Origin of the sequence: Nonomuraea sp. NPDC000554 (genome assembly GCF_040300065.1) — a bacterium.
Taxonomy (GTDB): Bacteria; Actinomycetota; Actinomycetes; order Streptosporangiales; family Streptosporangiaceae; genus Nonomuraea.
The window spans coordinates 22852-46091 of record NZ_JBEPDC010000036.1 but is presented as its reverse complement, the minus strand read 5'-3'; the positions used below and the strand labels follow the sequence as shown (position 1 = coordinate 46091).

Genomic DNA, 23240 nt, shown 5'->3' with positions numbered 1-23240 from the left:
CATGCCGATGGCGCCTCGTTGACCTGCGTTGCGACGAACTTCGGGAGTCCTGGGCCGACACCGTCGACGTCCTGGTGACGTGGCTGGGCGAGCAGTACGAGCAGGTGGCGGGCACGCTCCTGCACCCACCACGCATCAGCCCTTCAGGCCCGTGTGCGCCAGGCCCTCGATGAACTGCCTCTGGGCGAGCACGAACACGACCAGGACCGGGAGGGCGGTCATCGTCGCCGCGGCGAGCTGCACGTTCCAGAGCGGGCCGCCGTACGCGTCCACGAACTGGGTGAGCGCCTGTGGCAGCGTGAACCTTTCTGGCGTCGAGAGGTAGACGATCGGCTCCAGGTACAGGTTCCAGCTGTGCAGGAACGTGAAGATGGCCACCGCTCCCAGAGCGGGCCTGGCCAGCGGCAGCGCGACCCGGGCGAATGTGCCGAACCTGCCCAGGCCGTCGACCCGGGCCGCCTCCTCCAGCTCGCCCGGCAGGGTGACGAAGAACTGCCGCATGATGAACGTCGCCAGGACGCTCGGCGCGCCCAGAATCGGCACCACGATCAGCGGCCAGTGCGTGTTCGTCAGTCCCAGGGTGTGGAACATCTGGAACAGCGGCACGATCGTGACCTCACTCGGGATGAGCAGCCCGATCAGCACCACGACGAACAGCGCGTTCTGGCCGGGGAAGCGGATGCGGGCGAACGCGTACCCGGCCATCGCGGCCACCGCCATCGTGCCGAGCGTCACCACGAGGGCGATGTACAGGCTGTTCAGGTACTGCTCGGCGAACGGCTGCACCTGGAAGACCTGCCGGTAGGCGGACAGGTCCCAGCGGGAGGGCAACAGCGCCGGCGGGAAGGCGAAGATGTCGCTGACGGGCTTCAGCGACGAGGTGGCCATCCACCAGGTCGGGAAGACGAACGGCACGCACAGCAGGCAGAGCAGCCCGTACAGGACGATTTTCAGCTTACGACTCATGGAAGACCCACTTCCGGCGCAGCCGCCACTGCACGAGCGTGAGCACGCCGACGATCACGAACAGCACGACGGACAGGGTCGCGCCGTAGCCGAAGTGATGGAACTGGAACGCCTGCTGATACAGGTAGTAGACGAGCACCGTGGTGGACGTGCCGGGCCCGCCCTGGGTGAGGACGGCGATCTGCGCGAACACCTGCAACGAGCCGACGACCGTGATGATCGACGTCAGCAGGATGGTCGGGCTGATGAGCGGCACCGTGATCCGGGCGAACCTGGTCCACGCCCTGGCCCCGTCGAGCTGGGCGGCCTCGTAGAGCTGGGCGGGCACGCCCTGCAACGCCGCCAGGAACAGCACCATGTTGAGCCCGACGTTCTTGACCACCTGCACCACGATCACCGACAGCATCGCGGTGCCCTCACCACGCAGCCAGTTCGGCCCGTCGATCCCGGCGACGCCGAGCAGCCCGTTGATCCCGCCGTCGGCCTGCAGCAGGAACTGCCAGACGACCGTCCAGGCGACCAGCGAGACCAGCACCGGCGAGAAGAACAGCACGCGGAACACCGTGGTGCCGCGCAGCCGCTGGTTGAGCAGGATGGCCAGGAGCAGCGCGAGGGCCAGGTTGAGCGCCACCAGCCCGACGGAGAACAGCGCCGTGGCGGCGAGCACCCCGCGCAGGTTCTGGTCGGCGAACAGCTTGGCGTAGTTGTCGGCGCCGGCGAACTCGAAGGTTCCGGCCAGGACGTTCCACTCCTGGAAGCTGTACCAGCCGACCAGCGCGAGCGGCAGCAGCACGAACAGGGCGCTGCCGACGAGCTGCGGTCCGACGAACAGGTAGCCGACCAGGTTGTCGCGGCGCCGGATGGTCCAGAAGGGCGCCCGGGAGACGGTGTGACCCGTCAGTCCCCGGGGCTTCACCTGGGTCGCCACCATGTCACGAGCCCAGCATCGGCTGGATCTTCGCGCAGACGCCGTCGAGCACCGCCCTGACGTCGGCGCCGGGCTGCCACAGCGGGTCGAGCGCGGCCCGGACCGTCTGCTGCACCTCGGCCTGGTTGGTGTGGGCGGGCTTGACCACGCCCTTGCCCACGCCGTCGACCACGACCTGCTGGAGCTGCTCGGGCTTGAGCAGCGGGTTGCTCTTGGCCAGTGTCGCGGCGGTGAGCTGCGACGAGCGCGGCGGCGGGAAGTACGCGGCGAGTTTGGCGGAGTTCGCGGAGTTGGTGAAGTAGGCCAGGAAGTCGGCCGCCAGGTCGGCGTTGGGCGACTTCTTCAGCACGCCGATGCCCGCCTGCCCGATGACGGCGTAGTCGCCCTTCGGTCCCGACGGCAGCGGCACCAGGTCCCATCCGAAGGTGGCGTCCTTCAGTAGGGCGGCGCGGGAGATCTGCGTGATGACCATCCCGGCGTCGCCCGCGAAGAAGTCGGCGGTGGCGCCCGGCCCGGGCAGCGCCTTGTCCGTGAAGATCGACTTGTGCAGGAAGGTCATCGCCTCGACCATGGGCGGCTGGTTGAAGCCGCAGGTCCTGCCGTCCTCGCTCCACGCCTGCGCGCCCCAGCCGCCCCAGATCGCCGCCAGGTTCGTCCAGTTCTTGTAGTCGAAGTCCTGGACGACCAGACCCGCCTTGCCCTTCTTGGCCACGGCCGCGTTCATCGCCATCGCCTTGTCCCAGGTCCACTGCCCGGCTTTGACCAGTTCCCTGGGTGTCTGCTGACCGGCCTGCTTGAGCAGGTCGTTGTTGACGAAGACACCGAAAGGCGAGGTGGACAGCGGGTAGGCGTACAGCTCGCCGTCCTTCTCCCAGAGTTTGGTCGTGGACGGGATCAGCTCGCCGGCGTTGTCCAGCTTGCCGTTGAGAGGGGCGAGCGTCGAGGAGGCGACGAAGTCGGGCGCGGAGCCTTCGAGCACCCACGCCAGGTCGGGAGGGTTGCCACCGGCCATCTGCGTCGTCAGCGTGGTGGTGTAGCTCTCGACCGGGATCGGGTCGAACGTGACCTTGGCCTTGGGGTATCCGGCCGCGATCTCGTTGAACAGCTTCAGGTGGGCCTCGTTGGCCGTCCAGATCGTCATGCGCAGCGTCTTCGGCCCCTGCTGCGCGGGCGGCGCGTCGCTCCCGCACGCCGTGACGGTGAGCAGGGCGGCGGTCGCGAGGACGGCCAGCCTCCCGAGTGGTTTCATGATCCGATCTCCTTAGTAGCCGGCGATGTCGGGCCAGCGCAGCTCCACGCCGTCACCGGTGAGGCGCAGCTGGTAGGCGGCGAGGAGGGCCTCGCTCTCCCGCACGGCCTGCGGCGAGGTGGCGTGGTCCAGGCAGAAGGCGGCCAGCGCCCCGGCGGCCTCGCCCACGTTCCACTCGACCGGGTGCAGCCGGTACGCGCCGTTGGTGATGTGGGTCGTGCCGAGGTTCTTGCAGGCGGGCAGCAGGTTGGCCATCCGCTGCGGGATCAGCGCGCCCAGCGGGATCTCGAACGGCGAGCAGGCCACGTCGATGTAGTTGTCGCCGCCGGTCGAGGGGTGCAGGTCGATGCGGTACATGCCGACGCCGACCGGGTCCGGGTAGTTCACCGCGCCCTTGTCGCCGCGCACGGCCACCGACAGGTCCTGCTCGGTCACCGTGGTGAGCGCGCGGATGCGGCGGGACTCGCGGACGTACGGGGCCTGGGCCAGGCCGTCGACGCTGCCGGTCACGTCGCCGCGCAGCCGCAGCCCCGGGTAGCCGGTGCCGCCGTCGTGGCGCGGGGCCTCCGTCTGCAGCCAGTACAGGACCGAGCGCGACAGCTCGCGGGCGGCGGCCAGGTGCTCGGCCGCGTCCGGGACGTCGATGACCGGCCCCTCCAGGTAGTCGATCATCGGCCAGTTCACCAGCGTGATGTCGCTGGCGTACGCGCCGGGGACGAAGGTGTCGCGGGCGGCGATGCGGCGGAACGTCCACAGGTTGGCGTCGCCCGGGTTGACCCGCTGGTCCGCCTCCACCAGGAGCGGGTCGTCACCGGGGTTGGGGGTGAAGGAACGCTCGACGATCTCCAGGGTGCGCGGGCTCGGGCAGCGCCACGACAGCAGCCGATCGCCCCAGAACGGCGGCTGGTAGCCGCGCCAGAAGTCGTAGGAGTCCGGCCTGTCGATGGTGTGGTCGCCGTCGACGTGGTCGAGTGCGAAACACACCGACACGGCCTGCATGTTCAGCGGCTGCGCCTCGGTGGGCGCGCTCGGCTCGCCGGTCTCCGCCTGCGACTCGAACCCGGTCACGTACTCGGTGCCGGTCAGCGGCAGCAGCTCGCCTGTCTCGGTGGCGTCCAGGACGTAGGGCGCGGTCACGGTGACCTCGCCGCCACCGTCGCGGTGTGCCACCCGCACCGCCGTGACGCGGTCGCCGTCCACCTCCGCGCCCGTCGCCCGGTACGGCTGGAGCACGCGTAACCGGCCCGACCCGCGGTAGGGGGCCAGCATCGCGTCGATGACGGCGACCGCGACGCGCGGCTCGTGGCACAGGCGGCTGACGTGGCCACCGCCCGGGTTGAGTTCCCGCCTGGCGCGGGCCACCTCCGTCAGCGGGTAGTGGTCGCGGTAGTAGCGCCTGATGCCGTCGCGCAGCGCCCGGTAGCTCGCTGTGACACCGAACCGCTCCACCCAGGAGTGCTCGTCCGGCGGGACGGCCTGGCTGGTGAGCTGGCCGCCCAGCCAGTCGTACTCCTCGCAGAGCACCACGGTGCGGCCCGCCCGCAGCAGGGCCAGGGCCGCGGCCACGCCGCCCAGCCCGCCTCCGACGACGACCGCGTCCGCCGATATCTCAACCACGTGGGGGTTACCTCTCTCCATGAACGGGTGCCAGCGTGGCGCCCTCGACGGGCTCGCACGGCAGCAGCTCCTGCGGGGTTCCGCCGTGTTCAAGCACGTCGGCCAGCAGCTCGACGGCCCGGCGGCCCATCTCCTGGCGGGGGATGCGGAAGCCGGCGAAGTCGATGTCGGTGCGGACCGGACGTGTCAGCGCGCCGAGCGCGAGGATCGACAGGTCCCCGGGGACGCGCACGCCGCGTTCGCCGGCCGCCCGCACCAGCGCGACTCCGTCGGCGGACTCCTCGACGAACGCCGCCGTCACCCCGGCATCCAGCAGGTCGTCCAGCCCTGCGGCCCGGAGGTGCAGCCGCTCCACGCCCCTGGACCCCTCGGTGAAGCCCCGCAGGCGGTCGGCGTAGGATTCGGCGCCCTCGCCCGCGCCCACGTAGGCCAGCCGCCGGTGACCGAGCCGGATCGCCCGCTCGACCAGCTCGCGGACCGCCGCCGGGTAGTCGGCGCCGACGTACGGCACCGGGCCTCCCGCGTCGTCGCGTCTGCCGACCGACACGAACGGGATGCGCTCGGCCAGCAGCCTGGCCAGGTCGTCGCGGTCGATGGTGCGGCCGAGCAGCACGCAGCCGTCCGCCAGCCGGACCCGGCTCTCCTGGTTGAAGATCCGCCGCCGCTCGCCTGAGGCGCGGGCGCTGGTGAACAGCAGCAGGTCGCAGCCGATGTCCTCGGCGCGCTCCTCGATGCCGACCAGGAACGGGTGGTAGAAGTCGGCGCTCCCGGCGGGGAAGACCGCCTCGTAGGTGAAGACGCCGAGGATCCGGTTGCGGCCCTCGGCCAGGCGGCGGGCGACGGGGTCGGCCACGTAGCCGGTCTCCCTGATCACGCTCAGCACTCGCTCGCGGGTCTCCGAAGAGATCCGCGCCTCGCCCTCGGCGCGGTTGTTCAGCACCAGCGACACGGTCGTCTGGCTGACACCGGCCATCCTGGCGATGTCCTGCTGGGTGAGGCGTCGGGTCACGTTGGGTCACACCTGCCGAAGTTGATAATGCGCATTAGCCGGATTTGAGGCATCATTCTGCGATCTACTCCCAATAAACGTCAAGAGGCGATTTTTCCTGAAGTAATTCGCATTAGCATCTTGACGACGGCTTTGCGGTGGACAAATCTGTGCGATCAGCCGCACCGCGATGCACAGTGACCGTGATCGCGCTGCCCGGAGAGGAGCCGTCCCGTGCCCGCCATCCCCCGCCGCGCCTTTCTGACCGCCGCTGTGACCGCCGCTGTGACCGCCACCGGCGCCACCGCCCTGCTCGCCGCGCTGCCGCCACGCCCGGCGCTCGCCCTGGCCCAGCTGGCCCCCCTGCCGGCGGGAGCGCCCGGCCGCCGGCAGTTCGTCCCGGCGGAGCAGCGGTACGCGCCGTACCTGGCGACCCTCGCGCCCATGGTCAACGACATGGACGACAGCGGCTTCTTCGCCGGAGGCTGGTGGCGCTCCCCCGCCGCGCCCTACAACGCCAGGGTGCAGGAGCACGTCTACACGCTGAGCTGGTTCTACGCCAACGCGCGGCCCTGGAACCCGTACGCGGGCGACCCCGTCCTGCTGTCAGCCCTGGACGCCGCGCTCGGCCACTACCTGAGCCTCCAGCACCCCGACGGCGCCTGGCCCGAGTACCACCTCGACCAGCACTCGATGGCCGCCACCGGCTTCGGCCTCGGCTACCTCAGCAAGACGCTGGACGTCCTGCGCCGCGCCGACATCCTCCCGGCCCGCAGGACACAGCTCAGCGCGGCCCTGCGCACGGCCATGACCTGGTTCCTCGACCCGGCCAACGGCACCGTGTGGCAGTCGCGCCTGGAGTACGCCAACCAGACGTCCTCCGGGCTGGCCGGATCGGCGCTCGCGCTGAAGCTCGACCCGGACGCGACGTTGAGCGGGCGCCTGTCGGACGCCATCAGCCGCCTCGCCACCGCCGGCCAGAGCCCCGCCGGGTTCTTCTACGAGCAGCGCGGCATGGACATGAACTACAACTTCGAGGTCATGCTCCCCGAGATGGCCGACCTCTACCACCGGACAGGCGACCCCGCGCTGGCGGCGATGGCCGGGAAGTTCGCCGGCTGGCTCGGCTACAACCTGCTGCGCGAGCCCGACGGCTCCGGGTACCTCACCAACATCGCGCCGTCCACCCGTACCAGCACCCGGTACTACGACGACGTCCGTCCCGACCCCGACCGGACGGCGCTCAACTCGCTGTTCGTGCCGGACGTGCCCGCGCTGGGGGCGTTCATGAGCGCGCGGCAGGACCTCGCCGCCGCCCGCGCGGCCTGGGCCGATGACCCCGCGCCCGTGGGGCGGCTCGCCAAGCAGGACACCTCGCCCCGCATCCTCACCCACGCCCTGTACGGCGAGGCGTTCCCGAACAGGGGGCAGCGCGGCAAGGCCATCGCGGCACTGCCCTACCTCGCCGGTAAGCGCTTCGTCGAGCACCGAACCGACCACGGGCAGGACTTCTTCTACCTCCGGCGTCCCCACCTCTACCTGGGCGGCTACTTCGGCACCCGCGCCACCTCCCTCACCCGCACGGGCCTGAGCTTCCTCTGGCACCCGGTCGCCGGCACCGTCATCCAGTCCCTCAACGACAACGACTACGCCTGCTGGGCGACGGTCCTGCCCGGCCAGGCCCCGGACGCCGACGGCGACCTGCCCGCCGAGTTCCCCGGCGGCGAGCCGTACGTGCTGCGCTTCCGCAACGCCTCGGTCAGCACCGAGGTAACCGTCACGGACGGCTCCGTCCACCGCTCGGTCAGGGCCGTGACGGCGGCGACGGAACAGATCCCGCTGATCCTGCACCCGACCGACCGGCTCACCTTCACCGACGGCACCACCGCCGCGTTCGGCGGCGCCACCTCCGCCCTCGCTGACGGCCTGGACCTGCGCCGGAGCCGGGGCGTCATCCGCATCCGCTGGGGCGCAGCCCGGACGGCCACGCTCAGCGCGGGGTCCCTGACCTACTTCAGGGACGGCAGACGCCGCTTCCACGCCCTGCGCGTCCCGCACGACGGCTCGATCGACGTGACCATCACCCTCAACTACTGACCCACCACCGGCCCGACCGGCTACGCCGCGCTCCGCACTGACGGTCTCGGCGGTCGCCGGTGCGGAGGGTCACGCGCCGGGTTCGCCGAATGTCTGGCGGTGGAGGCGTTCCAGGGCGATGACCACCGCGCCGCGTACCACCGGGTCCCCCTCCACAGTGCCGACGGCGACCTGGGTGGGCAGCGGGGTGTCGCGCTGGAGCCGCTCCTCCACCCTGGCGGCCAGCGGCGGGCCCGCCGTCCGGCCGATCTCTCCTGCCAGGACCACGAAGCCGGGGTCGAGGACGGCGCAGACCCCCATGGCCGCGATCGCGACGCGGTCCGCGAGCGCGTCCAGGAAGTCCGGTGTGGCCCGCCGTACCGCTGAAACGGCGTCGTCGGCGGGCAGGCCGTACTGTGAGGCAAGCTCGCGCACGGCGGGGCCGCCGACGAGGCGCTGCAACGTGCCGCCGCCGAGACCGGTGGGCGCGTAGGCGATCTCACCGGCGCCGCCCGACCTGCCGCGGTGCAGGCGGCCGTCCAGGATCACCGCCACGCCGATTCCCTCGCCGAGCGACAGCAGCGCGAACGTGTCGTGCCCGCGCGCCGCGCCCAGCCGGTGCTCGGCCAGGCCGATCAGGTTGACCTCGTTCTCCACCAGGACGGGGACACCACCGAGCCGGTCGCGCAGGCCCGGCAGCAGGTTGGCGTGCCAGGTGGGCAGCGCCCAGATGAAGGCCACGTCTCCGCTGACCGGATCGACCACGCCGAGGGTGCCGATGACGACGCCGTCCAGGCGGGTGACCTTGGCGTCGGCCAGCGCGGCGGCGATGGCGTCGTACACGAGCCTGTCGGGCGCCGCGTGTGGATCCTGGGGAAGCGCGGCGGCGCCGACCTGGCGTCCGGTGAGGTCGTTGACCGTGGCGAGCACCTGGTCGGGGCGGACCTCCACGCCCGCCACGTGCGCCCGGTCGGCCACCACGCCGTAGAGCAGCGCGTTCGGACCACGCCGCCGGGTCTGCGCCTGGCCGACCTGGGAGATCAGGCGCTGCTCCACCATGCGGTCGACCAGGTCGCCGACCGTCGCCCTGGACAGGCCCGTGTGCTGCTGCAGCTCCGCTCTGGACAGGGGGCCGTGGGCGAGCAGCAGGTCGTACGCCGCCCTGTCGTTGATCAGGCGCGCGGTGTGCGGGGAGGCGGTGCGGGGCATGGCGACTGTTTATCACAGCCCCTTTCTTTCTGGATACCGTCCTGTTAATTTGCGACGTATGCCCCTGTCGCTGTTCTTCTTCCTGGACGGCGTCGTCATCGCCACCTGGGTGGTACGCATCCCCTCGGTCAAAGACCACCTGGGTGTCACCACGGGCGGGCTCGGCGTCGCGCTCATGTGCATGTCGGTCGGCACGGTGCTGGCCATGACCGTCAGCGGAAGGCTGTGTGTGCGGTACGGCACGCGGCCGGTCATCCTCGGCGCCCTCGCGCTGGTCAGCCTGGTGTTGCCGGCGGTCGCGCTCGCGGACACGATGGCGGCGCTGTGCGTGGCACTCGCGGTGACCGGACTCTGCTACGGCGCCGTCAACATCGGGCTGAACAGCGCGGCCGTCGAGGTCGAGAACGCCACGCAGCGGCCGATCATGTCGGTGCTGCACGGCTTGTGGAGCGCGGGCGGCCTGGCGGGGGCGCTGCTCGGCGGCCTCGTCGCGGCCCGGCTGACCACCTGGCAGCACTTCCTGCTGGTGTCCGCCCTCGTACTCGCCGGCACTGCCGCGTTCGCCAGGCCGCTGCTGCGCGGCAGGACCCCCGCGGTGATCACCGCGCAGGGCGGGCGGCGGTCGCTCGGCCTGGGCGTGGCGCTGTGCGGGGTGCTGGCCGTGTGCACGGCGTTCGGCGAGGGAGCGGTGGCCGACTGGAGCGTGCTGCACCTACGCGACTCCCTGCACGCCGGGGCGAGCCTGGCCGCCTACGGCTTCTCGGCGTACTCGGTGGCGGTCGCGCTCGCCCGGCTGGCGGGCAGCCGCCTGGTGCGCCGCTACGGCCAGACCGCCGTCCTCGTGATCGGCGCCCTGCTGGCGGCGGGCGGCATCCTCGCCGCGTCGTGGGCGGGCTCCGTGGCGGTGGCGTTCGGCGGGTTCGTCGCCGTCGGGGTGGGACTGGCCAACGTGTTCCCGCTGGCCATCGCGCAGGCGGGGGCGCTCGGCGGCCCGGCGGGCGTGGGCCTGGCCGCCAGCATCGGGCACGCGGGGATGCTGGGCGGGCCGCCGCTGATCGGGTTCCTCGCCGACCACGTCGGGCTGCCGGGCGCGCTCACGGCCGTGGCGGTCTCCTCGGGGGCCGTGGTTCCACTCACGCTCTATCTCCGTACCAGAAGCTCGAGAAAGGTACTGGCATGACCGATCCCTATCGCACCTTGCTGCCCGCTCCCCGCCACGCGGCGAGCGCCGCGGGGACCTTCACGCTCGGCAGCGTGCACGGCGATCCCGCCCTGGTCGAGGTGGTGCAACAGCTGCTCGGCCCGCTGCCCGCGGCCCCCGGCCCCGAGGGCGCACTGTCCGTGCGCCTGGCTGCGGGCGGCCCGGAGTCCTACCGGCTGCGGGTCTCGGCCGGCGGAGCCGAGATCACCGGTGCAGATCTTGCTGGAGTACGGCATGCCGTACAGACACTGAAGCAGTTGCTCGGCCCGGACGCGTATCGAGCCGCCCGGCGCCCGGGTGGCGTGGTGCCATGTGGCGAGGTCGAGGACGAGCCCGCGCTGAGCTGGCGCGGCGGCATGCTCGACATCGCGCGGCATTTCATGAACAAGCGCACCCTGCTGCGCTATATCGACCTGTTCGCCATGCATCGGATGAACCGCCTCCACCTGCACCTCACCGACGATCAGGGCTGGCGCATCGAGAGCAGGAAATATCCGGAGATCAACAAGCTGGCCACGCACCGCCGCGAGACCATGGTCGGCCGTCATCGCGCGGAGCCCGCCTTCGACGGCACGCCGCACGGCGGCTACTACACCCTCGACGACCTGGCCGAGGTCTCCGCCTACGCCGCCGAGCGCGGAATCACCATCGTCCCCGAGATCGACCTGCCCGGACACGCCTCCGCGCTGCTGACCGCCTTCCCTGAGCTGGGCACCGGCGCCGACGAGGTGCTGCGCGGCTGGGGCATCTCGGCCGGCGTGCTCAAGCCCATCCCCGCCGCGGTCACACTGGTGTGCGAGCTCATCGACGAGCTGCTCACCGCCATCGACACCCCGTACGTGCACCTGGGCGGCGACGAGTGCGTCACCAAGGACTGGCCGGGCGATCCCGAGGTGGCCGCGCACATGGCGGCCATCGGCGCCGAGCAGCCGGGCGAGCTGCACGGCTGGTTCCTGCGCGAGGTCGGCACCCATCTTGCCGGCCGCGGCAAGCGCATGGTGGTCTGGGACGAAGCGTTCCAGACCGGCGGCGTGCTGCCCGACACGATCGTGATGTGCTGGCGCGGCGACGCCATCTCCCGCCAGGCGGCCGCCGCGGGGCACGACGTGGTGCGCGCGCCCGTCTACCCCACCTACCTCGACTACGACCAGTCGGACCTGCCCGAGGAGCCGCTGGCCATCGGCGGGCCGATCACTTTGAAGGACTCGGCCTCGTTCGCGCCGCTGCCCGAGTCCTGGACGGACCAGGAACGGGCGAAGGTGCTCGGCGGACAGTTCCAGGCGTGGAGCGAGTACATTCCGCAGGAACGGCACCTGGACTACATGGTGTTCCCGCGCGCCTGCGCCATCGCGGAGACCGTCTGGTCCGGCGCGCCGGCCGACTACCCGTCCCTGGTCGAGCGGCTGCGCGATGGCCACCTGGCCAGGCTGGACGCGTCCGGATGCGAATACCGGCCCCTGGAAGGCCCGCGGCCCTGGCAGGCGGGCGGCACCGGACGGCGCGCCCACTCCCCCGCGAACCGCACGACCAGGGAGCGCTGGCTGCAATGGGCCGCACGGCTGCCCGACTCCGGCGTGGTCGCCACGGCCACCACCCACGACGGCTGACGCCATCGAGCCGGCGGCACCGGGCCAGGCGACCGCGGTCTCCTCGGTCGCCGGCTCCAGGGTCTCACGGTCCCGGATCAGCTCCAGGCCGAGGTAGAGCCCGGAGCCGTGCACCGCGCCGACCAGGACGTGGCGGTCACCGAGGGCCTCCAGCCCCGCCTTGAGACGGGCTCCGGTGCGCATCGCGTCGCCCTGGAGGTCTTCGTCCCGCAGAGCGTCGAGTACGGTGAGACCGGCGACGCTGGAGACGGGGCTGCCTCCGGTGGAGGAGAAGAAGTAGCCCTGGTCGCGATAGCGGTCGGCCACGGCCTTCGAAGTGATCACCGCCCCCAGCGGGTGGCCGTTGCCCATGGCCTTGGCCACGCAGACGATGTCGGGCACCACCTGCCGCCGCTCGAATCCCCAGAACCAGTGGCCCAGGCGCCCGTAGCCGACCTGGATCTCGTCGGTGACGGCCAGACCGCCGTGCCGGCGCACCGCCGCGTAGACCTCCCGCAGATAGCCGTCGGGCAGCGGCACGCCGCCCGCGTTGCCGTAGAAGGCCGCGCTCCATTAGCGCCGTGCCCTCACGTCTGGTCAGCGAACGGGAGGTGAATCCTTCCCGACCTCTGATGGAGGTTCCGACGGATTCCGTCGTTTGAACAACGGATACGAGCGTGGCGCGTCGCTTGCAGGCGTGATTCGATCAGCCTCTCCGCATCCGCATGCTCTCGCGCGACAGCCGCCCCACCCCGCTCGGCGACGCGATCGCGCACTACGGGCGGGCCGCCAAGGCCCTGCACATCCTGCGCCTGGCCGACGAGCCCGGCTGCCGACGGCGGATCAAGGCGCAGGCCAACCTCCAGAAAGGCCGCCACGCCTTGGCCCGGAAAATGCGCTGGGCCTGGTCCTCAACGCGCTCGTGCCGTTCAACACCCGCTACCTGGGCCCAGCCGCGCACGGGCGGCTGCGAGATCCGTGACGAGGACGTCGCCCGGCTCTCCCCGTTCGTGCGCCACCACATCTACGTGCTGGGCCGGCACTCCTTCCAGCTCCCCGACCTGCCCGGCGCCTTGCGGCCCCTGCGCCACAAGGACGCCACGGACGAGCCGTGATCGGATGTTGCGAAGCCGGGCGCCGAACAGTTCGCCCTCAGGGCCGAGTCCGTGGTCCGGGCGGGCGGAGAGCGTCCGGTGTCAGCGCGGTACGCCGAGGCCGTCGAGGACGATGCCCACAGCCCGGTCGAGGGCCTCGCCTTCGCCGAGGTCCGTGGCGTGCGCGAGGGCTCGCAGAAGGAGGGAGATGTCGTCGCCGGTGACCTCGGGCCGGGCGGCGCCGACGGCCTGGGCGCGATGGAGCGCGCCGTCGAGAGCCGCGCGGAAGGCGTCGACCGCCTCGGTGACGGGCCGGGACAGGCCCTCGCCGTCGTCGTGCGGGGGCAGCAGGTCCAGCAGGGTCATCTTCACCGGCCCGGCTGCCGCGAGGGTCCTCACCAGAGATGCGAACGCTTTGCCGGGGTCCTCGCGGTCGGCGAGCCGCAGCGCCTCGGCGGTCAGTTTCTCCAGGTAGCGCACCGCGGTGGCCTCGATCAGGGCGTGCTTGGTGGGGAAGTGCCGGAAGACGGTGGCGATGCTGACCCCGGCTTGCCGGGCGACCTCCTCGGTGGAGGCGGCCGCCCCCTTCGCGGCGAACACGTGCTCAGCGGCCAGCAGGACCTTCTCCTTGTTGGCGGCTCCATCCCGGCGCATACCGACTCCTTTTGCAAACGTAGTGAGCACTACGTATGATGCGTAGTGCAGACTTCGCTTAAGGGTAGGGGCCACGCCCCGGTGCGCCAAACGCGCAGGACAGGCCGCCCTTGCGCCCCCGGCGGCCGCGGGCGCAAGGGCGGCCCCGCCCACGGCGAAGCCCCACGCTCGTCACGCCGCAGAACGCCCGGCCCCCGGGCGTCGGCGCAACCCAACGGCCTCATCACAGGCCGGTACGAGAAGACGAAGGAGCACCATCCATGTCCGTGACGGACGAGAACACCACTGTGGTGATCGTGGGCTCGGGTGTCGCCGGGCTCACCCTCGGCAACTTCCTCCTGCGCAGCGGGATCGACTGCGTCGTACTGGAGCGCCGCAGCCGGGAGTACGTCGAGCAGCGGCAGCGCGCGGGCGTCATCGACACCCGCGCGGCACGCATGTTCCGCCACTGGGGCCTGGAGGACAGGATCCTCGGCGGCGTCCCCTTCGAGCCGGTGATGAACTTCCGCATCGACGGCCAGACGCGGCCCTACACGTTCCTGGCCGACGACAACGGCGACGGTCGCTTCTGCCCCCAGCAGGTGCTCGTGCGCAACCTCATCGACGTGTTCGTCAGCGACGGCGGCGACCTCCGCTTCGAAGCCGAGGAGGTGTCGCTGGAGGACATCACCGGCCCGCAGCCGCGCGTGCACTACCGCGACAGCGCGGGCGCGTCGCGGACCATCAGCTGCGACTTCATCGCCGGCTGCGACGGGGACCGCGGCACCAGCCGGGCGAGCATTCCCGAGGGCGAGCTGACCCGCCACTCCCACGAGTACGGGTACGCCTGGCTGACCGTGCTGGCCGAGGCCCCCGCCAACCACCAGTCCCTGATGGCGATCCACCCCCGTGGCTTCGCCGGGCAGTTCGCACGTGGCCCCCAGGCGAGCCGCTTCTACCTCCAGTGCCCTCCGGACAGCTCCACCGAGGAGTGGACGGACGCACGCATCTGGGAGGAGATCGAGACACGCTTCGGCGAACCGGTCGGCGCGAAGGGGAGGATCTCCAGCAAGACGCTGGTGCCGCTGCGCAGTGTGGTCTACGACCCGATGAGCTACGGCCGCCTGTACCTGCTCGGGGACGCCGCGCACATCGTGCCGCCCATGAGCGCGAAGGGCATGAATCTGGCCCTGCACGACGCCGAGGCGTTCGCCACGGCCGTCCTCCAGCAGGTCAAGGAGCACGATGCGGGCCTGCTGGAGGCGTACTCCTCGACCTGCCTGAAGCACGTATGGAACTACCAGGCCTTCGCCGCATGGTTCACCGACCTCATGCACGACGCGGGAGACGCCTCCTACCACGGCGAATTCCGGCGCCGCCTCGCCCGGGCCGAGTTCGAGCGCCTCTACGACTCCGAGACCGCCAGCCGGCTCTTCAGCGAGTTTCTCACCGGCCTGAACTGAGCCCGCCCCTCGGCGAAGGGGGCAGGAGCGTGTGAGTCCGAGCAGCTCAGGATCTTCCTCCCGACAACTGAACACCCCCGGGGGGCGGCAGGACACCCGTCCCGCCGCGTGCGGGCCGGTCGACCGCTTCTGAGGCGGGACTTCGCCGCTCAGCCCGCCCCGGGACCTGCCGAACAGGGCTTGCGTCAGGCGGAGCTTGCGCCGCAGCCGGACGCGTCTACGCTGCTGACCACCGACAGGTCGGTAGGAGCCGGAGCATGACTCAGCTTGCTTTCCGAACTCCGACGTTGCTGTCAACGGGCATGCGTCCGCATAGGCCGGTGCCGCACTACTCGGGGTCCGCCATGGTGATCTCAGAAGCTGCTGTCGGTGTGCAGAGAGTCCGGCGGACGGCGTTGCGGAGCCAGCGGTGGGCTCCGTCGGCTGTGTGTCGGGGGTGCCAGGCCATGCCGATGGTCAGCGGTGGCAGTTCCAGGGGGATGTCGAGGAGGTGCAGTCCGAGGGCGCCGGCGTCGTGGGTGAGGGGCGAGGGGGCAGCGCCGGGGGGTGCGGCGGGTACGAGGCAGACGATGTCGCTGCGGGTGGCGAGGGTCATCGCGGCCAGGTGGCTGGGGAGGACGACGCTGACCCGCCGGTGGAGGTTCTGCTCGGCCAGGGCGGTGTCGAGGGGGCCGGTGAACCGGCCGCGGCGGCTGACCGCGACATGTTGGGCGGCAGCAAGCCGGACTGGGGTCAGTGGCCCTTCGGTGAGCGGATGGCCCGGCCGGACGGCCGCCACCATGCGGAGGCTGACCAGTTCTTCGATCTGGGTTTCCGGGTCCACGTGGTCGATGGATCCGATCTCCAGGTCGATCCGGCCGTCGCGCAGGGCGGGTCCGGCCTCCAGTTCTTCGGCCCGGATCCGGAACGAGACCCCCGGCGCCTCCCGCTGGGCCAGTTGCAGCAGCCCGGGGGCCAGTGCCGCGCCGACCAGGTCGGCGGCTTGGAGGGTGAAGGTGCTGCGGAGGCTGGCGGGGTCGACGCTCGCGCCAGGGCTGAGCAGCGCTGCGAGGCTGCGCACCACCGTGGCGGCTTCCTCACGCAGGGCCTGGGCGCGTGGGGTGGGAACCATGCCCTGTCCGGCCCGGACCAGGAGGGGGTCCTGGAGGATGCGGCGCAGACGGGCGAGGGTGCGGCTCATGGCGGCGGGCGAGGTCTGCAGACGTGCGGCGGCGCGGGTCACGCTGTGCTCGGCCAGCAGAGCATCCAGCGCGATGGCGAGGTTGGCGTCGATGACCGGATCCGGGCTGCTCACCAGTATTATTCCATTTCAGTCAATAATTCCGTGCCGAAGTTCCCATTGTGGCAGCACGGAGATCCTCAGCAGGATGAGGGGCGTACCGAACCAGCACGACCTACGAGGTTTTCATGATCGTCATTACTGCTCCCACCGGGAACATCGGCCGTCACCTGCTCTCCCGGCTCCTGGACTCCGCCCCCGCCGCGGGCGAGGAACTGCGCGTGATCGTGCGCGATCCCGCCCGGCTTCCGGACGCGGCGCGCGGACGCGTCGAGGTGGTCACCGGCTCGCACGCAGAAGCCGAGGTCCTCGACCGGGCCTTCGAGGGGGCGGACGCCGTCTTCTGGCTCGTCCCCCCGGACGCCTCCCTGACCCCGCAGGACGCCTACAGCGGTTTCACCCGCCCCGCCGTCAAGGCGCTCGCCGCCCACGGCGTCGGCCATGTCGTCGGCGTCTCCGCGCTCGGCCGCGGCACCCCGCTCGCCGACCGGGCCGGCCTCGTCACCGCCTCCCTCGCCATGGACGACCTCATCGCCGACACCGGCGTCGCCTACCGGGCCCTGGCCAACCCGTCCTTCTTCGAGAACCTCCTGGAGGAGTCCGACTCGATCCGCGAGAAGGGCGTCTTCACCGACTCCGTCGACGCCGACCGCAAGGCCCCCTTCGTCGCTGTCGCCGACATCGCGGCCGCCGCCGCCGGCCTGCTGCTGGACCGCTCGTGGACCGGCACCGACAGCGTCCCGGTCCTCGGGCCGCAGGACCTGTCCCCCAACGACCTGGCCCGCATCATGACCGAACAGCTCGGCCGCCCCGTCCGCTACGAACGCCAGCCGCTCGACGAGCTGTACACCACCCTCGTCGGCTACGGCCTCAACGAGGCATTCGTCCAGGGCATGGTCGACATGAAGCGGGCCAAGGACGAGGGCCTCGACGCCGGCGTCGCCCGCACCCCGGAGACCAGCTCCCCCACCAGCTTCGAGCAGTGGTGCGCCCAGACCCTCAAGCCCGCCGTCCTCTCCTGAAGTCCAGCGCCCAGCGCCACAACACGAACCAAGGCCACCTGCCACTTTGGAGGCATCCTGATGCCCGCTGAAAAGACCGAACCGCCGGTCACGGCGTTCCTCCTGGTCAAGACCACACCCGAGTGGCTCGCCCTGACCGTCCAGGAACGCGTGGACGCCTTCACCACCCAGGTCCTGCCGGCCATCGAGGCCAAGACCACCGGCGTCCGGTCACGCTTCTACGACACGGAGTTCTACTCCGCGCGCGTCACCGACGTCTGGGTGTGGGAAGCCGAAGACCACCACGCCTACCAGCTCCTCATCGACGCACTGCGCGAAACCCCGTTCTGGGACCGCTACTTCGAGGTCATCGACCTCCTCGTCGGCACCGAGAACGGCTACGCCCGAACCTACGGCCTCGAACCCGTCGCCACCATCACCACCTGACACACCGCCCACCCGCCGATGCCCTCTGGCCGGTTACGGCCAGAGGGCATCTGTCCGGAGAGGGTTGGTGCTGCCGAATCTCGTTGATCAACGCCTGCCGCGCAGCCGTCTGGCGATGTGCCGCAGATGACCATCTGCAGGCGGAGGGTCTGCACGAGGACGGTGGAGTCCCTGGGGCCGGCCCGACCCTGCGGCGCCCACCCCGCGTCCTGCGCCCGCTCAATCGCCGGCGAACGCGGCAGCCGCCGGGTTGACTGCACTGGTGACCGCATGGCCCGTGCCCGCCGACCTGGCCCACCTGGTGGCCGGCAACTGGGTGCTCGACGGCGACGCGGTGCCGACGTACGGGTCGTGGCCCGCGGTGACGCCCTGCTCGCGCCCGGCATCACCCGCGGACTGATCGCCGAGTTCACCAAGACCCGGCCGCCCGCGCCCCGCCCCTACGACGGGCTGACCGCGCGTGAGCTGGAAGTCCTGCGCCTGCCCGCGCGCGGGCTGTCCAACGCCGAGATCGCTGCCGAACCCGTGGTCACCGAGCACACGGTCAAGACCCACGTCACCCGGGTGCCGGCCAAGCTCGGTCTGCTGGTAGGTGCCGGCGACGGCGGACCGTGACCGGCAGGGCGATCCGGGTTCGACGCCGCATCGCGGCCAGGGGTGACGTTCGACCTCATCGCCGTCACGGGTGACGTTGTCGGCGATGCCGGAATCCGCGGCGGGTACGGCGCTTCCACGGGGCTGGGCAATCCGCTCAAACAGCCTCGGTCGAGGACTTGTTCCCTCCACCCCTCAGTTGGCGGCGGGGCCGGTCCAGGAGATCGCCAGGTGTAGCGCTTTGACATCTCTGATGGGTAACCGCTATCTATTGGCTAGCCGTTAGGGGGGATGGAGTGCAGGACGCAGTGCTGGCGATGCTCGCCAAGGAGCCGTCGCACGGGTACCACTTGCATGCTCGGCTGCGGCGGAGTCTTGGCCCGCTGGGCGAGTCGATGAACCGCGGTCAGATCTATGTGACGTTGGCCCGGTTGGAACGAGCAGGGCTCGTGGTCTGCGAGCGGGCCGATGGCCTGCCCGAGCGGCCGGAGCGCAAGGTCTATGCGCTGACACCGGCCGGGCAGCAGCGGGTGGCCGCCTGGCTGGCCGAAGTGGGCTGGCCGAAACCGGATCTGGCGGAGTTTCATCTCAAGCTCGCCGCGGCCGCCGCGGCCCGGCTGGCCGACCCCGTGGAGCTGGTGGCGGCGCAGCGCCGTGAGTTGCTGCGCCGCTTGCGTGAGGCGCAGCACGCGGCGCTGGCCGAGCCGGCGGGGTCGGGCACCGGCCTGCTGCTGGAAGGGGTCGTGCTGCGCTTGCAAGCGGACCTGCGCTGGCTGGACGCCTGCGAGCGAGCCTGGTCCAAGGGCGATGACGAAGTCGAGGGTGCATGAACGTGTTACAGGCTTGCGGCCTGGTGAGGACGCATGGTCAGGGGCAGAGCCGGGTCCGCGCGGTCGACGAGGTCGACCTGGAGGTGCCGCAGGGGCAGATGCTGGCGGTGATGGGGCCCAGCGGCTGCGGGAAATCCACCCTGCTGCACCTGCTGGGCGGCCTGGAGCGGCCCACCGATGGAGAGGTGTGGCTGGCCGGGCGGCGCATCGACACGCTGAGCGAGCGAGCCTTGGCGCGGCTGCGGCGCCGGTCGGTGGGGTTCGTCTTCCAGGCCTTCCATCTGGTGGAGGAGTTGTCGGCGGCCGAGAACGTGGAGCTGCCCGCGCTGCTGGCCGGGCGCTCGCGCCGCGAGGCCAGACGGCGCGCGGGCCTGCTGCTGGAACGGGTCGGGCTCGCCGGCCGCGCCCGGCACCTGCCGTCACAGCTGTCCGGCGGGCAGCGCCAGCGGGTCGCCATCGCCCGCGCGCTGGCCAACGAACCACTGGTCGTCCTGGCCGACGAGCCGACCGGCAACCTCGACACCACGGCGACCCTCGACGTCCTGAGGATCTTCGAAGACCTGCGTACGGCGGGGCAGACGCTGGTGATCGTCACGCACGACGAACGGGTGGCGGCCACCGCGGACCGGCTGATCTCGATGCGCGACGGCATGTTCGTCGACGACACCCGGCTGGCCGGCTCCCCCACGCGCGGGCTCGGCGGGCTGATCGGACTGGAGGGCTGAACGACATGGGCTCCATCGTGCTCGTCGCGCGTCTGGTACTGGCTGACGTGCGCCGGCACCAGGTCCAGGCCGCGGTGCTCCTGCTCGCGGTCACCGTGGCCACCGCCACCCTGGCGTTGGGCCTGTCCCTGCGCGGCGTGAGCGACGCACTGTACGAACAGACCCGCGCGGCCACCGCCGGGCCGGACGTGGTGGCACTCTCCGGCGACACGGGCCCCGCCGTGACCTCGGCCCTGGCCTCGGTGGCGAACGAGCCCGAAGTCATCGCCCACCATGGCCCCTATCGCATCGTCTACGCCAACCTCACCACACGCGATTCCACCTCGTCCCCAGTGGTGGTGCACGGCTTCGCCGAGACGCCCCGCGCGCTCAACCGGCCGCTGCTGACCTCAGGTCAGTGGGTACGCTCCGGCGGCACAGTCCTCGAACGCGGCTTCGCCACCGCGCTGGACGTCAGCGTCGGCGACCGCGTCACCATCGCCGGCCGCTCCTACCCCGTCGTCGGGATCGCCGTCACCGCGGCCACCTCCATCTACCCCTGGGCGGCGCAGATCGGCCCGGGCGGCGGCCCCAGCGACGCCAGCGGCCTGGCCTGGATGACCCGATCAGATGCCCGGGCACTGGCGTCGTCCCACCATCTCCCCGTGACCATGGCCCTGGACCTCAAGCTGCGCGACCCCGCCACGGCGCAGGCCTTCCTGGACGCCCACCGCATCCCCACCCTCAGGGTGAACTTCCAGACCTGGCAGTTCACCGCCATACAGGACATGGTCATCCTCAGGAACACCCAGCCGATCCTGATCGTCGGCAGCTGGCTGCTCGGCTTCCTGGCCATCACCGGAGTGGCCGCGCTGGCCGCGGGACGCGCCGTCGAACAGACGCGCCGGGCCGGGCTGCTCAAGGCCGTCGGCGCCACCCCGGGCCTGATCGCCACCGTCCTGCTCACCGAATACCTGGCGCTGGCGCTGGTCGGCGACACGCTGGGGCTGATGATCGCCCGCCTCACCATGCCCGCCATCGCCAGCCCCACGGCCAGCCGGATCGGCGACGCGGTCGGGCTGACCGGCGCCACCGCCGCCGCGGCGACCGTCCTCGCCGTGGCGGTGGCAGTGCTGTCCACGCTGCGTCCCACACTGCGGGCCCTGCGCACGGCGACCGTCACGGCGCTGACCGCCACCGCACACCAGCCCCGCCACCGACCCTGGCTCACCGCGCTGTCCGCGCTGCTGCCCACACCGTTGCTGCTCGGGCTGCGGCTGACCGCCCGCCGGCCGGGCCGCGCCGTGCTGCAGGCGTGCTCCACCGCCACCACGGTGATCGCGATCGTCGCCCTGCTGACCCTCTACGCCCAGCCGGAGAGGGGCTACGGCCTGGACGGCTCCTCCGCCCTGCCCAACCTGCGCGGCGAGCACGACCGCCGGCTGATGCTCGCCGTCACCATCCTGCTGATCGCACTCGCCGTCGTGAACACCATCACGCTCACCTGGACCACGGCCATGGAGGCCCGAGCGAACATGGCCATCGCACGTACGCTCGGCGCCACCCCCGGACAGATCTCCGCGGGGCTGTCCGCCGCCCAGCTCCTGCCCGCGCTGCCCGGCGCCATCATCGGCGTCCCTCTGGGCATCGGCCTGCTCTCGCTCTTCGCCGCCGGGAATTCGGCGGAACCCCCCGCCTCCTGGCTGCTCGGCGCCGCACTCGCGACCCTCCTGGCGACGGCGGCACTCACCGCCCTGCCCGCACGCCTGGCGGCCCGCCGACCCGTGGCACAGACCCTCAGCGCCGAAACAGCGTAACCGGGCCCCGCTCAGCGGACCGAGGCCCGCACAACCCCGCAGAGACCCCATCCGCCGCGCGCCGCCGAACCCCGGCCCCCGCTCCGGCTCACGTTGTCGATGAACCCCAGATCCTTCCGCGTCAACGTGAAGAACCTCATCAACTCCTCCCTGCCGAGGTCCGGATGCGACCGCAGCCGCTCCATCTGCTCGTCGGAATCGCTGCCGGCCCGTCGAAGGCTGGAGCCTGGTCGAGGTCTTCTGCCGGACCGACCTCTACCAGGCAGCCGGGTCAGTCGTCGATTGCCTGGTAGAGGGTGGTCCAGAAGTCGTGGATGGCCCGCGCCGAATCCGGGGTGGACATCCCGGTCTGGGTGAGCAGGATGCCGACGAGCTGGTTGTCCGGGTCGGCGTAGGTAGTGGTGCCGGCTCCGCCGTCCCAGCCGAACTGGCCGACGGGCGCGTAGTCGCCACGGTAGGTGCGCACCGCCATCCCGAAGCCCCAGCCGCCATGCTGCCCCTGGCCGTGTGACACATGGACGACGCTGCGGGCCCAGGCCTGTAGGGCGGCTGTCTGCTCGGGCGTGAGGCGGTTGGTGGTCATCAGCTCGACGGCGGGCCGGGACAGGATCCGCTGGGTCCCGTGCATCCCGTGGTTGAGCAGCATCCGGAAGTAGGCGTGATAGTCGTCGACGGTCGAGTCCAGTCCGCCGCCGCCTGACGGGAACGCCGGAGGCCGGCTGTGGTGTCCCCCTTCGGCCTCGTCCTCCACGAGGAACTCTCCGGTCTGCCCATCGGGGGCGTACAGGGGCGGCAGCCGGTCGATCTTGTCGGCGGGCACGTGGAAACCGGTGTCCTTCATGCCCAGCGGCTCGAAGATGCGTTCACGCAGGAACGTCTCGAACGACTGGCCGCTGACCCTGGCCACCAGCACGCCGAGCACGTCGTCGCCGACGTTGTACAGCCACCGTTCGCCGGGCTGGTACATCAGCGGGAGCGTGCCCAGGCGGCGCATCCACTCATCCGGCCCCGGTTCGGGCAACATCCATCCGTCCTCCTGGCCGTAAACCCCCTGCTCGAAGAAGGCGCTCATCATCGGAGCGGTCCGCGCCGTCATATCCAGTCCGAGTCCCAACGTGTTGGTGAGCAGGTCCCGGACGGTGATCGGCCGCCGCGCCGGCACGGTGTCGTCCAGCGGGCCGTCGGGCCGCTTCAGCACCTTCCGGTCGGCGAGTTCGGGCAGCCACCGATCGACCGGGTCGTCCAGCCGGAGCCGGCACTCATCCAGCAGGACCATCGCCGCCGCCACCGCGACCGGCTTGGACGTCGAGGCCATCCGGAAGATGGTGTCGCGGCGCATCGGCGCGCCACCCGCATGGCGCATCGTCCCGATCGCTTCGACATGTGTCTCCTCGCCCCGGCCGACCAGGGCGACGAGCCCGGGAATCTTCCCGGACTCGACATGCCGGGCCAGCACCTCGCGCAGCCTGCGCAGCCCTGCTTCGGAGAAGCCGCTTCCCATCATGAATCTCCTTACACACAGTGTTCGATCTTGATAGATCCGTCCCGGCGTGGCGCT

At 71.2% G+C, this 23240-nt stretch carries 21 protein-coding genes and 1 pseudogene; 12 read left to right on the top strand and 10 right to left on the bottom strand.

Annotated features, from left to right (window positions below):
- Nucleotides 1-135: 135 nt before the first annotated feature.
- Genes ABT294_RS43850 through ABT294_RS43830 form a run of 5 tightly spaced genes read right to left on the bottom strand, consistent with a single transcriptional unit; the run spans nucleotide 136 to nucleotide 5769 of the window.
- Nucleotides 136-966, bottom strand: a complete 831-nt coding sequence (locus tag ABT294_RS43850) for a carbohydrate ABC transporter permease (RefSeq protein WP_350812409.1) — start codon at nucleotides 964-966, stop codon at nucleotides 136-138.
- Nucleotides 956-1897, bottom strand: coding sequence for a carbohydrate ABC transporter permease (locus tag ABT294_RS43845; protein WP_350812408.1), 942 nt, complete (start codon nucleotides 1895-1897; stop codon nucleotides 956-958). Before ABT294_RS43845 ends, ABT294_RS43850 begins: the two co-directional genes overlap by 11 nt.
- A 1-nt stretch (nucleotide 1898) precedes the next feature.
- Nucleotides 1899-3143, bottom strand: a complete 1245-nt coding sequence (locus tag ABT294_RS43840; RefSeq protein ID WP_350812407.1) for an ABC transporter substrate-binding protein — start codon at nucleotides 3141-3143, stop codon at nucleotides 1899-1901.
- Nucleotides 3144-3155: 12 nt separating this feature from the next.
- Complete coding sequence (locus ABT294_RS43835; protein WP_350812406.1) at nucleotides 3156-4760, bottom strand: FAD-dependent oxidoreductase; 1605 nt, start codon at nucleotides 4758-4760, stop codon at nucleotides 3156-3158.
- Between the two features lie 7 nt (nucleotides 4761-4767).
- Entirely contained in the window at nucleotides 4768-5769 is a 1002-nt protein-coding gene (locus tag ABT294_RS43830) for a LacI family DNA-binding transcriptional regulator (RefSeq protein WP_350812405.1), read from the bottom strand.
- Between the two features lie 213 nt (nucleotides 5770-5982).
- On the opposite strand from ABT294_RS43830, the gene ABT294_RS43825 reads away from it, so the two are divergent.
- Entirely contained in the window at nucleotides 5983-7845 is a 1863-nt protein-coding gene (locus ABT294_RS43825) for a hypothetical protein (protein WP_350812404.1), read from the top strand.
- 69 nt (nucleotides 7846-7914) lie between these two features.
- Here the strand turns inward: ABT294_RS43825 and ABT294_RS43820 are convergent, their stop codons facing one another.
- Entirely contained in the window at nucleotides 7915-9033 is a 1119-nt protein-coding gene (locus tag ABT294_RS43820; RefSeq protein WP_350812403.1) for an ROK family transcriptional regulator, read from the bottom strand.
- A gap of 58 nt (nucleotides 9034-9091) precedes the next feature.
- Here ABT294_RS43820 and ABT294_RS43815 point away from each other — a divergent pair, with 58 nt between their 5' ends.
- On the top strand, nucleotides 9092-10213 hold the full coding sequence (locus tag ABT294_RS43815) for an MFS transporter (protein WP_350812402.1): 1122 nt from the start codon (nucleotides 9092-9094) through the stop codon (nucleotides 10211-10213).
- A complete protein-coding gene (locus ABT294_RS43810) occupies nucleotides 10210-11841 on the top strand; it encodes a beta-N-acetylhexosaminidase (RefSeq protein ID WP_350812401.1) in 1632 nt (543 codons plus the stop codon). Before ABT294_RS43815 ends, ABT294_RS43810 begins: the two co-directional genes overlap by 4 nt.
- Nucleotides 11842-11916: 75 nt before the next feature.
- On the opposite strand, the pseudogene ABT294_RS43805 reads toward ABT294_RS43810, so the two are convergent.
- A pseudogene (locus ABT294_RS43805) lies at nucleotides 11917-12363 on the bottom strand (aminotransferase class III-fold pyridoxal phosphate-dependent enzyme); the annotation flags it as partial.
- A gap of 182 nt (nucleotides 12364-12545) precedes the next feature.
- Here ABT294_RS43805 and ABT294_RS43800 point away from each other — a divergent pair.
- Nucleotides 12546-12935 (top strand): Tn3 family transposase, encoded by a 390-nt coding sequence (locus tag ABT294_RS43800; protein WP_350812400.1) that lies wholly within the window; start codon nucleotides 12546-12548, stop codon nucleotides 12933-12935.
- 81 nt (nucleotides 12936-13016) lie between these two features.
- On the opposite strand, the gene ABT294_RS43795 is transcribed toward ABT294_RS43800, so the two are convergent.
- Nucleotides 13017-13568 carry a TetR/AcrR family transcriptional regulator gene (locus tag ABT294_RS43795; protein WP_350812399.1) on the bottom strand — a complete coding sequence of 184 codons (552 nt, stop codon included), beginning with the start codon at nucleotides 13566-13568 and terminating at the stop codon, nucleotides 13017-13019.
- 260 nt (nucleotides 13569-13828) lie between these two features.
- On the opposite strand from ABT294_RS43795, the gene ABT294_RS43790 reads away from it, so the two are divergent.
- On the top strand, nucleotides 13829-15010 hold the full coding sequence (locus tag ABT294_RS43790; RefSeq protein WP_350812398.1) for a 4-hydroxybenzoate 3-monooxygenase: 1182 nt from the start codon (nucleotides 13829-13831) through the stop codon (nucleotides 15008-15010).
- A gap of 328 nt (nucleotides 15011-15338) precedes the next feature.
- Here the strand turns inward: ABT294_RS43790 and ABT294_RS43785 are convergent, their stop codons facing one another.
- On the bottom strand, nucleotides 15339-16304 hold the full coding sequence (locus ABT294_RS43785; protein ID WP_350812397.1) for a LysR family transcriptional regulator: 966 nt from the start codon (nucleotides 16302-16304) through the stop codon (nucleotides 15339-15341).
- Nucleotides 16305-16417: 113 nt separating this feature from the next.
- Between ABT294_RS43785 and ABT294_RS43780 the strand changes: the two genes are divergently transcribed.
- The 7 genes from ABT294_RS43780 (at nucleotide 16418) to ABT294_RS43750 (ending at nucleotide 21682) form a co-directional block, all read left to right on the top strand.
- Entirely contained in the window at nucleotides 16418-17311 is an 894-nt protein-coding gene (locus tag ABT294_RS43780; protein ID WP_350812396.1) for an NAD(P)H-binding protein, read from the top strand.
- Nucleotides 17312-17371: 60 nt separating this feature from the next.
- Entirely contained in the window at nucleotides 17372-17737 is a 366-nt protein-coding gene (locus ABT294_RS43775) for a darcynin family protein (RefSeq protein WP_350812395.1), read from the top strand.
- 262 nt (nucleotides 17738-17999) lie between these two features.
- On the top strand, nucleotides 18000-18137 hold the full coding sequence (locus tag ABT294_RS43770) for a hypothetical protein (protein ID WP_350812473.1): 138 nt from the start codon (nucleotides 18000-18002) through the stop codon (nucleotides 18135-18137).
- Entirely contained in the window at nucleotides 18089-18352 is a 264-nt protein-coding gene (locus ABT294_RS43765) for a helix-turn-helix domain-containing protein (RefSeq protein ID WP_502912217.1), read from the top strand. The genes ABT294_RS43770 and ABT294_RS43765 overlap by 49 nt, the downstream gene beginning before the upstream one ends.
- Nucleotides 18353-18627: 275 nt before the next feature.
- Nucleotides 18628-19161 carry a PadR family transcriptional regulator gene (locus ABT294_RS43760; protein ID WP_350812394.1) on the top strand — a complete coding sequence of 178 codons (534 nt, stop codon included), beginning with the start codon at nucleotides 18628-18630 and terminating at the stop codon, nucleotides 19159-19161.
- Nucleotides 19158-19886, top strand: coding sequence for an ABC transporter ATP-binding protein (locus ABT294_RS43755; RefSeq protein ID WP_350812393.1), 729 nt, complete (start codon nucleotides 19158-19160; stop codon nucleotides 19884-19886). Before ABT294_RS43760 ends, ABT294_RS43755 begins: the two co-directional genes overlap by 4 nt.
- 5 nt (nucleotides 19887-19891) lie before the next feature.
- Nucleotides 19892-21682 carry an ABC transporter permease gene (locus ABT294_RS43750; protein WP_350812392.1) on the top strand — a complete coding sequence of 597 codons (1791 nt, stop codon included), beginning with the start codon at nucleotides 19892-19894 and terminating at the stop codon, nucleotides 21680-21682.
- A 271-nt stretch (nucleotides 21683-21953) separates the two neighbouring features.
- Here ABT294_RS43750 and ABT294_RS43745 read toward each other — a convergent pair whose 3' ends face one another.
- Nucleotides 21954-23186 (bottom strand): serine hydrolase domain-containing protein, encoded by a 1233-nt coding sequence (locus ABT294_RS43745; protein ID WP_350812391.1) that lies wholly within the window; start codon nucleotides 23184-23186, stop codon nucleotides 21954-21956.
- Between the last annotated feature and the right edge of the window lie 54 nt (nucleotides 23187-23240).